Source organism: Pseudocitrobacter cyperus (assembly GCF_039889165.1).
Classification (GTDB): Bacteria; Pseudomonadota; Gammaproteobacteria; order Enterobacterales; family Enterobacteriaceae; genus Pseudocitrobacter; species Pseudocitrobacter cyperus.
The window spans coordinates 190,367-200,642 of record NZ_JAYMYY010000003.1; the positions used below are offsets into that span (position 1 = coordinate 190,367).

General features: G+C 56.0%; 9 protein-coding genes. All 9 read left to right on the forward strand.

Annotated elements, in window-relative coordinates; genetic code table 11:
* The first annotated feature begins 258 nt into the window (after nt 1-258).
* Nucleotides 259-789, forward strand: coding sequence for an RNA pyrophosphohydrolase (gene rppH, locus VSR74_RS12475; protein WP_347795036.1), 531 nt, complete (start codon nt 259-261; stop codon nt 787-789).
* 12 nt (nt 790-801) lie between these two features.
* Nucleotides 802-3,048, forward strand: coding sequence for a phosphoenolpyruvate--protein phosphotransferase (gene ptsP, locus VSR74_RS12480; RefSeq protein WP_347795037.1), 2,247 nt, complete (start codon nt 802-804; stop codon nt 3,046-3,048).
* A 175-nt stretch (nt 3,049-3,223) separates the two neighbouring features.
* Nucleotides 3,224-4,096, forward strand: a complete 873-nt coding sequence (gene lgt / locus VSR74_RS12485; protein WP_347795038.1) for a prolipoprotein diacylglyceryl transferase — start codon at nt 3,224-3,226, stop codon at nt 4,094-4,096.
* 6 nt (nt 4,097-4,102) lie between these two features.
* Nucleotides 4,103-4,897, forward strand: a complete 795-nt coding sequence (gene thyA / locus VSR74_RS12490) for a thymidylate synthase (protein ID WP_347795039.1) — start codon at nt 4,103-4,105, stop codon at nt 4,895-4,897.
* Nucleotides 4,898-5,068: 171 nt separating this feature from the next.
* Complete coding sequence (locus tag VSR74_RS12495) at nt 5,069-5,542, forward strand: prepilin peptidase-dependent protein (RefSeq protein ID WP_347795040.1); 474 nt, start codon at nt 5,069-5,071, stop codon at nt 5,540-5,542.
* On the forward strand, nt 5,530-6,090 hold the full coding sequence (locus tag VSR74_RS12500) for a prepilin peptidase-dependent protein (RefSeq protein ID WP_347795041.1): 561 nt from the start codon (nt 5,530-5,532) through the stop codon (nt 6,088-6,090). The genes VSR74_RS12495 and VSR74_RS12500 overlap by 13 nt, the downstream gene beginning before the upstream one ends.
* The gene (locus tag VSR74_RS12505) at nt 6,087-6,491 is read left to right on the forward strand and encodes a DUF2509 family protein (protein ID WP_347795042.1); all 405 of its coding nucleotides are present in this window, start codon (nt 6,087-6,089) and stop codon (nt 6,489-6,491) included. Before VSR74_RS12500 ends, VSR74_RS12505 begins: the two co-directional genes overlap by 4 nt.
* Complete coding sequence (locus VSR74_RS12510) at nt 6,476-6,799, forward strand: prepilin-type N-terminal cleavage/methylation domain-containing protein (protein WP_347795043.1); 324 nt, start codon at nt 6,476-6,478, stop codon at nt 6,797-6,799. The genes VSR74_RS12505 and VSR74_RS12510 overlap by 16 nt, the downstream gene beginning before the upstream one ends.
* A gap of 12 nt (nt 6,800-6,811) precedes the next feature.
* Nucleotides 6,812-10,180 carry an exodeoxyribonuclease V subunit gamma gene (gene recC, locus VSR74_RS12515; protein WP_347795044.1) on the forward strand — a complete coding sequence of 1,123 codons (3,369 nt, stop codon included), beginning with the start codon at nt 6,812-6,814 and terminating at the stop codon, nt 10,178-10,180.
* Nucleotides 10,181-10,276: the final 96 nt, after the last annotated feature.

Genomic DNA, 10,276 nt, shown 5'->3' on the forward strand with positions numbered 1-10,276 from the left:
CATTTTGCTGAGATGCTCTTATCTCTGATGATTAGGAGTACTCCGGGTTTTCCCTGGTTAATTCCATACTTCTTCACAACTCTATCCACAGAAAAAGTGAATAAAATTGCCTTTGCGCACCATCCTCTGTTTATAACTCTGATGATTACTGTGAGTTATTCAAATGTTATTCGTTGTGAGCGGGGTGAGAGAGTGGTTTACCGTTTCCGGGGAGTATGAAACAATCATTCACATTGAAGCTTATGTTGAGGTAGTCCGGTGATTGATGACGATGGCTACCGCCCAAATGTTGGCATTGTAATTTGCAACCGTCAGGGCCAGGTAATGTGGGCCCGACGCTATGGTCAGCACTCCTGGCAATTCCCGCAGGGCGGGATAAATCCAGGAGAAACCGCAGAACAGGCGATGTATCGGGAACTGTTTGAAGAAGTGGGGTTAAGCCGCAAGGATGTGCGGATCCTCGCTTCAACCCGAAACTGGTTGCGTTACAAGTTACCGAAACGTTTGGTGCGTTGGGACACAAAGCCGGTTTGTATCGGCCAGAAGCAGAAGTGGTTTCTCTTGCAGTTGATCGGCAATGACGCAGATATCAATATGCAAACCAGCAGCACGCCGGAATTTGATGGCTGGCGCTGGGTGAGTTACTGGTATCCGGTGCGTCAGGTCGTCTCGTTTAAGCGTGATGTCTACCGCCGGGTGATGAAAGAGTTCGCCAGTGTGGTGATGGCGCTCGCGGAAAGCAACTCCAGGCCGCAGAACGCCCCCGCTTATCGACGTAAAAGAGGTTAAGCCACGCACATTATGCTCACTCGCTTACGCGAAATAGTCGAGAAGGTGGCCAGCGCGCCGCGTTTGAATGAGGCGCTGGATATTCTGGTAACGGATATCTGCCTGGCGATGGAAACCGAGGTTTGCTCGGTTTACCTGGCCGACCATGATCGACGCAGTTACTACCTGATGGCGACGCGCGGGTTAAAAAAACCGCGCGGTCGCACAGTCACGCTCGCTTTTGATGAAGGCATCGTTGGGCTGGTGGGTCGGCTGGCTGAACCCATCAACCTGGCGGATGCGCAAAAACACCCCAGCTTTAAATATATCCCCTCCGTAAAAGAAGAGCGCTTCCGCGCGTTTCTCGGCGTACCGATTATTCAGCGCCGCCAGCTACTGGGCGTACTGGTCGTTCAGCAGCGAGAGCTGCGTCAGTATGACGAAAGCGAAGAGTCTTTCCTGGTCACTCTTGCGACGCAGATGGCGGCGATTCTTTCCCAGTCACAACTGACGGCACTGTTTGGTCAATATCGTCAGACGCGTATTCGCGCCCTTCCGGCATCGTCCGGCGTGGCAATCGCAGAAGGCTGGATGGATGCGACGTTACCGCTGATGGAGCAGGTATACGAAGCCTCGACGCTCGACACAGCCCTGGAGCGCGAGCGGTTGACCGGCGCGCTGGAAGAGGCGGCCAACGAGTTCCGACGTTACAGCAAACGTTACGCTGCCGGGGCGCAAAAAGAGACTGCCGCGATTTTCGACCTCTATTCGCATCTGCTGTCTGATGCCAGCCTGCGCCGGGCGCTGTTTGCTGAAGTGGATAAAGGTTCGGTGGCCGAATGGGCGGTCAAAAAGGTGGTGGAGAAATTCGCTGAACAGTTTGCCGCGCTAAGCGACGGTTATCTGAAAGAGCGGGCGGGCGACCTGCGCACGCTGGGCCAGCGCCTGCTGTTTCACCTTGATGACACCATTCAGGGCGCGAACGCCTGGCCGGAGCGCTTTGTGTTGGTGGCCGATGAACTCTCGGCGACCACGCTTGCGGAAGTACCGCAAGACAGAATGGTCGGCGTGGTGGTGCGCGATGGCGCGGCCAACTCCCATGCGGCGATTATGGTGCGCGCGCTCGGCATTCCTACCGTCATGGGCGCGGACATTCAACCTTCGGTACTGCATGGCCGTACTCTGGTGGTGGACGGATATCGCGGCGAGTTGCTGGTTGACCCTGAACCGATCCTGATTCAGGAATATCAACGGCTTATCAGCGAAGAACATGAACTGAGCCGCATTGCGGAAGATGATGTCGAACGCCCGGCGCAGCTTAAAAGCGGCGAGCGGGTGAAAGTGATGCTCAACGCAGGCCTCAGCCCGGAACACGAAGAGAAACAGGGTCGCCGAATCGACGGTATTGGCCTCTATCGCACAGAAATCCCCTTTATGCTGCAAAGCGGGTTTCCGTCGGAAGAGGAGCAGGTCGCGCAGTACCAGGGCATGCTGCAGATGTTTAATGACAAACCGGTCACGCTGCGCACTCTTGACGTCGGCGCGGATAAACAACTGCCGTATATGCCGATAAGCGAAGAGAACCCATGCCTGGGTTGGCGTGGGATCCGCATTACGCTCGATCAGCCGGAGATCTTCCTGATCCAGGTGCGCGCCATGCTGCGCGCCAATGCGGCGACGGGCAATCTCAGTATTTTGCTGCCAATGGTTACCAGCCTTGATGAGATCGACGAGGCGCGCCGTTTGATTGATCGTGCCGGGCGTGAAGTGGAAGAGATGATCGGCTATGCGATCCCGAAACCGCGTATTGGCATCATGCTGGAAGTACCGTCGATGGTATTTATGCTGCCGCATCTGGCGAATCGCATCGACTTTATCTCTGTGGGTACCAACGATCTCACCCAGTATATCCTGGCGGTGGATCGCAACAATACGCGGGTGGCGAGTATCTACGATAGCCTGCATCCGGCCATGCTGCGCGTACTCTCGATGGTGGTGCAGGAAGCGGAACGCTACGATATCGATCTTCGCCTGTGCGGTGAAATGGCGGGCGACCCGATGTGCGTTACGCTACTGATTGGCATGGGTTTCCGTCATTTATCGATGAACGGACGCTCGGTGGCGCGTGTCAAATATCTGCTGCGCAATATCGATCTTGAAGAAGCGCAAACCCTGGCGCAACGAAGTCTTGAAGCACAACTGGCAACGGAGGTGCGTCACCAGGTGGCCGCGTTTATGGAACGTCGTGGGCTGGGCGGGTTGATTCGCGGGGGGCGGTGAACGGGGGGATGGGCGCGCTGATGTCCTCTCCCTATACACATCTTTTACATCTTCCCCGCATCATCTCGCGCGCGCCTTGTGCTATCATTCGCACCTTTGGCGCGCCTGCTCCCTGCTGGCGCACATCTCTACCGCTGACCACTTTCGGCGGAATAACAAGAACTTGTGGTGACAGATGAATAGTGGGTATCTGCATTTCCCGGAATTTGACCCGGTGATTTTTTCCATCGGACCGGTTGCGCTGCACTGGTACGGCGTGATGTATCTGGTTGGCTTCGTCTTTGCGATGTGGCTGGCGGGGCGCCGGGCCAATCGTCCGGGTAGCGGTTGGACGAAAAACGAAGTTGAAAACCTGCTCTATGCGGGCTTCCTCGGGGTCTTCCTGGGCGGACGTATCGGCTATGTCCTGTTCTATAACTTCGACCTGTTCCTGAGCGATCCACTCTATCTGTTCCGCGTTTGGGATGGCGGCATGTCGTTCCACGGCGGGTTGATTGGCGTGATTATCGTGATGATCATCTTCGCGAAGCGCACCAAACGTACCTTCTTCCAGGTCTCTGATTTTATTGCTCCGCTGATCCCGTTCGGCCTTGGCGCCGGGCGTCTGGGCAACTTTATCAACGGTGAATTGTGGGGGCGTGTCGACCCGAGTTTCAAATACACGATGCTCTTCCCTGGCTCTCGCGCTGAAGATCTGTCGTTGCTGCCTTCACACCCTGAATGGCAGACGTTGTTCGACACATATGGCTCTCTGCCTCGTCATATGTCGCAGCTTTATGAAATGGCGCTGGAAGGCGTGGTGCTGTTCCTGATCCTCAACTGGTTTATCCGCAAACCGCGCCCGGCGGGTTCGGTCTCTGGCCTGTTCCTGATTGGCTATGGCCTGTTCCGCATCATCGTTGAGTTCTTCCGCCAGCCGGATGCGCAGTTTACCGGCACATGGGTTCAGTACATCAGCATGGGGCAGATCCTTTCCATTCCGATGGTGCTTGCGGGTATCATGATGATGGTCTGGGCATTTCGCCGTCCGCAGCAACACGTCTCCTGAGGAATCATGAAACAGTATCTTGAATTGATGCAGAAGGTGCTTGATGAAGGCACCCCGAAAAATGACCGTACCGGCACGGGCACGATCTCTATTTTTGGCCACCAGATGCGCTTTAATTTGCAGGATGGCTTCCCGCTGGTGACGACCAAACGTTGTCATTTACGCTCCATCATCCACGAGCTGTTGTGGTTCCTGCAGGGCGACACTAACGTGGCGTATCTGCGTGAAAATAACGTCACCATCTGGGACGAATGGGCCGATGAAAATGGCGACCTTGGCCCGGTTTACGGTAAGCAGTGGCGCGCCTGGCCAACGCCGGATGGACGTCATATCGACCAGATCGCAACCGTCGTGAATCAACTGAAAAATGACCCTGACTCCCGCCGCATTATTGTCTCGGCGTGGAACGTGGGCGAACTGGATAAAATGGCGCTGGCGCCTTGCCACGCTTTCTTCCAGTTCTATGTGGCCGACGGGAAACTCTCATGCCAGCTCTATCAGCGCTCCTGTGACGTCTTCCTTGGCCTGCCGTTCAACATCGCCAGTTATGCGCTGCTGGTGCATATGATGGCGCAGCAGTGCGACCTTGAAGTGGGCGATTTTGTCTGGACGGGCGGCGATACCCACCTGTACAGCAATCACATGGAACAGACTGCGCTGCAGTTGACCCGCGAACCTCGCGCACTGCCGAAACTGGTGATTAAACGTAAACCTGACTCCATCTTCGATTACCGTTTCGAAGACTTTGAGATTGAAGGCTACGACCCGCATCCTGGCATCAAAGCGCCTGTCGCTATTTAAGCGCACCTTGTGAAAAACCGGTACACCGCGTGTACCGGTTTTTTTATATTCTGAATCCTCCTTCCCGTTTTTTTGCAATGCGTTGCAACTGCGTAGATATCTCTGAAACCTCCTCGTAAAACCTAAACTTGCAGCTCGAAATGTTGATGGGCTTTGTCGATACTCGCCGCCATGAACAGAGAAAAGGGCTACACCCTGATTGAAACGTTAGTCGCGCTCTCGCTGATGATTATCCTCAGCGCCGGCGGGCTATATGGCTGGCAGAGCTGGCAGCAGCAACAGCGGTTATGGCAAACCGCCACGCAATTACGCGACTACCTGCTGTTTTTACGTAATGACGCCAACTGGCATAACCGCGATCGGCTGATTACGGCACATTATGTCGAAACGCGCTGGTGTCTGGTCGCGGATACGGCGATAACCGAAGGCTGCCCGTCGGGGAAGCCCGCGGTATTTCTGCCGCCGTGGCCGGAGGTCTCACTTGCCGCCATGACACCTTCTCTCGGGTTCTATGGGCTACGAAATACGGCCTGGGCGGGGAGTATCACGCTACAAAGTGACGCCGGGCGTTGGGAGGCGATCCTCTCCGGGTTAGGGCGAGTTCGGTTATGTCAAAGTGATGGAGGTCATCAGTGCCAGTCATGATGCGCGGATTTTCGCTGCTGGAGGTGCTTATCTCGATGGCTATCAGCAGCATTCTGCTGCTGGGCGCATCGCGCTTTTTGCCAGCCCTGCAGCGCGGTATTTTGCAGCAAACCCGCCAGCAGACGCTGGAGGACGAAGTCTGGCAGCGGCTCTATACGGTGGCGAAACATCTTCAGCGAGCCGGGTATTGTAACGGACAGTGCCAGGGGGAAGCTCTTGAACTGGCGAGGCAGGAACAGTGTGTGATTGTTCGTTGGGATAGCAACAGCGATGGCATCTGGCAGACGTCGCCGATGACGGATGCCGACAGCATCGGTTTCCGTTTGCAAAACGGTGTGCTGGAAACCCTGAGAGGGGCGACGGCCTGTGAGGGGAAGGGATGGGACAAAATGACCAACCCGGAAACCGTCATCGTGACGCAGTTTCAGGTTTCGCGGAAAAACAGCGCCGGTTTTTCGCCGGAGCTAACGATATTAATGAGCGCCACCGGCGCTGATGGGGCGGGGCGCGTCAATGCGCTTTATAGCGTAACGGGATATAACCTGTGAATCGCGAGCGGGGAGCGTCGTCGCTGGCGCTGGTTCTGTTGCTGCTGGTGTTAGGCAGTTTGATGTTACAGGGGCTTAACCAGATGCAGCGGCGACAGGTGGCGATGGTGAATGACGAAACGCTGGCACTACGCAATACGGCGCAGGCGCACTCCACGCTTCAGTGGGGAAAAACCGTATCGTGGCCGGATGGGGTAGACGTGCAGTGCAGAGCTTACAGTGGCGGTAGCCGCGCCTGCCTGCGCCTGCTCGACCACGGCGCCATTCTGCTGATGGCGGACAGCAACGGCATTCAACTATGGCAATCCGGCGCACGTCAGATTAATGGCATTGTTTTCTCGCCCCATGGCTGGAGCGATTTTTGCCCTTTACAGGAGAAAGCATTATGCCAGATGCCATAGAGAAAATGCGTGGCTTCAGCCTGCCGGAAGTGCTGCTGGCGATGCTGCTTATGGTGAGCGTAATCACTGCGCTGGGCGGCTATTACCGTAACCTGGCGCTGGGGAATCACCAGCTTAATCAGTATCGCCAGCTCTGGCGTTATGCATGGTTGCAGACTCAGCGCCAGGCGCAGCCCCTGCCGGAGGGGTGGGAAAGCCAGCGCGTGGAGACATCAACCCAAAGTTGTGTCAGCATCAATGTTACTATTACCGCCCCGGTGGGTAAGCAAGGTCACATGACGCGGTTACATTGCCCCGTCAAACTGTAGTCAGGAGCGAATATGTTACGGGTCTACCACTCCAATCGCCTGGATGTGCTGGAAGCATTAATGGAGTTCATTGTTGAGCAGCAGCGGCTCGACGACCCTTTCGAGTCTGAAATGGTGCTGGTGCAAAGCACCGGGATGGCGCAATGGCTCCAGATGACCCTTTCGCAGCGTTTCGGCATCGCGGCAAATATCGACTTCCCGCTGCCGGCAAGCTTTATCTGGGATATGTTCACCCGCGTACTGCCGGATATTCCTGGTGAAAGCGCCTTCAACAAACAGAGCATGAGCTGGAAGCTGATGACGCTACTGCCGCAAATGCTGGATAACGAGGCGTTTACGCCGCTGCGCCACTATCTTCACGATGATGGCGATAAACGTAAGTTGTTCCAGCTTGCTTCACGCGTGGCGGATCTCTATGACCAGTATCTGGTCTATCGTCCGCAGTGGCTGACTGATTGGGAAAACGACAGGCTGGTCGATGGCCTGGGCGAGGCGCAATTATGGCAGGCGCCACTGTGGAAAGCGCTGGTGGAGCATACCGAAACGCTCGGTCAGCCGCTTTGGCACCGTGCTAATCTCTACCAGCGTTTTATCGATATCCTCGAAAAAAGCGACACCCGCCCGGAAGGTTTGCCGTCGCGCGTGTTTATCTGTGGTATTTCAGCACTGCCGCCAGTTTATCTCCATGCCTTACAGGCGTTGGGTAAACACATTGATATTTACGTGCTGTTCACTAACCCCTGCCGTTACTACTGGGGGGATATTCAGGATCCGGCGTTTTTGGCACGTTTGCAGGCTCGCCAACGCCGCCACTTCCGTGAAGAACGTGCATTGCCGCTGTTTCGTGATGCGGATGCTGCGCCGGGTTTGTTTAACGACGAGGGCGAGCAAAATGTCACCAACCCGATGTTAGCCTCCTGGGGCAAGCTGGGGCGCGATTATATCTACCTGCTGGCGGGGCTTGAGCGCTATCAGGAGCTGGAGGCGTTTGTTGATATTGACCCCGATAACCTGCTGCATAATCTGCAACATGACGTTCTGGAGTTAAAAAATTCCGCGGTTGCCGGGCGCACGGCACAAGAATTTGCCCATAGTGGCGCCAAACGCGCACTCGACCCGAACGATCGTAGCCTGACGGTACACGTATGTCACAGCCCACAGCGCGAGGTGGAAATATTGCACGACCGTCTGCTGGCGATGCTGGAAGCAGACCCGACCCTGACACCGCGCGATATCATCGTGATGGTGGCGGATATCGACAGCTACAGCCCGTTTATTCAGGCGGTGTTTGGCAGCGCCAGCGGCGAACGCTACCTGCCTTACGCCATCTCTGACCGCCGAGCTCGTCAGGCGCACCCGGCGATGCAGGCGTTCATCACACTCCTCTCGCTGCCGGACAGCCGCTTTATCAGCGAAGATGTTCTCGCGCTGCTGGACGTGCCCGTACTGGCAGCCCGCTTTAATATTGATGAAGAGGGGCAGCGCTACCTGCGCCAGTGGGTGAATGAGTCTGGCATTCGCTGGGGACTGGATGACGACAACGTGCGCGAACTCGACCTTCCTGCCACCGGGCAACATACCTGGCGCTTTGGCCTGACGCGCATGCTGCTGGGCTATGCCATGGAGAGCCGGCAGGGGGAGTGGCAGTCGGTTTTGCCTTACGACGAATCGAGTGGGTTAATCGCCGAGCTGGTGGGGCATCTGGCATCACTGCTCATGCAGCTTAACCACTGGCGGCAGGGGCTGTCACAGGCGCGCCCGCTGGAAGAGTGGCTACCAGTGTGCCGGGACATGCTCAATGACTTCTTCCTGCCGGATCAGGACACAGAAGCGGCGCTGGCATTGATCGAACAGCAGTGGCAGGCAATCATCGGCCAGGGAACTCAGTCCCAATATGAGGGAATGGTGCCGCTTTCACTGCTGCGCGATGAACTGGCTTCGCGTCTCGATCAGGAACGAATCAGCCAGCGTTTTCTCGCCGGGCCGGTCAACATCTGTACCCTGATGCCGATGCGTTCTATTCCCTTCAAAGTGGTGTGTTTGCTTGGCATGAACGATGGTGTTTATCCGCGCGCGCTGCCGCCGCTGGGCTTTGACCTGATGAGTCAGAAGCCGGTGCGTGGCGACCGTAGCCGCCGTGATGATGACCGCTATCTGTTCCTTGAAGCGTTGATGTCTGCCGGGCAAGCGCTCTATATCAGCTACATTGGCCGTTCAATCCAGGACAACAGTGAACGATATCCCTCGGTGCTGGTGCAGGAACTACTGGATTACATTGGCCAGAGCCACTGTCTGGTGGGCGATGAGGCACTGAACTGCGACGAAAGCGATCGACGTGTGAAAGCGCATATCATGCATCACCATACGCGCATGCCGTTTGATGCGGAGAATTTTACTGCCGGGGAACGGCAGAGCTATGCGCGAGAGTGGCTGGCGGCAGCCAGCCAGCAGGGGCAGGCTCATTCTCCCTTTATTCAGCCGCTGGCACCGCTGGAGCTAACCAGCCTGCCGCTGGAGCAGTTGCAGCGCTTCTGGCAGCATCCGGTGCGCGCTTTCTTCCAGATGCGTTTGCAGGTGAACTTTCGCTCTGAGGAGAGCGAAATCCCTGATACCGAACCCTTTATCCTGGAAGGGCTGACCCGCTATCAGCTTAATCAGCAATTACTGAATACGTTGATTGAAGAGCAGGATGCCGGGGAGATGTATCGTCGTTATCGGGCGGCGGGCACGTTGCCTTACGGGCCTTATGGTGAAATCGCCTGGGAGGTGCAGCGCCAGGAAATGGAAGCGCTGGCCGCACGCGTACTCGAACTGCGGCAGCCTGCGCAAAGCGTGGAAATCGACCTTGAATGTGCAGGCATTAACATCACCGGGTGGCTGACGCAAGTGCAGCCGAATGGATTGTTGCGCTGGCGCCCATCTTTGCTTAGTGTTTCGCAGGGGATGCAACTTTGGCTGGAACACCTTGTCTACTGTGCCAGTGGCGGAACCGGTGAAAGCCGTCTGTTGCTGCGTAAAGAGGGGGAATGGCACTTCCCGCCGCTACAGGTGGAAGAGGCAAAAGCCTATCTGACTGAGCTGGTGGAAGGGTACCAGCTTGGCATGACGCAGCCGCTGTTGTTCCTGCCAGAAAGCGGCGGAGCCTGGCTTAAAGCCTGCTTCGATGCTGACAGCAATACCATCCTGATGGATGACGAAACGCAGCAAAAAGCGCGAAGCAAGTTTCTTCAGGCGTATGAAGGGAATATGGTAGTCAGTGGTGAAGGTAGCGATCTCTGGTATCAGCGCCTGTGGCGTACCCTCGAAAACGAGCAGTATGAAGCCATTCTTGAACAGACGCAGCGCTATCTCCTGCCGGTTTTTCGTCATCAACAGTCATAATGGCCGTATAAAAATTGCGCAATTAAAACCCTTCGTTTACTATGCGCAAGCAGTCACGGACTGATGTGCCATACAAAGTAAAGCGGCTGTTTTACG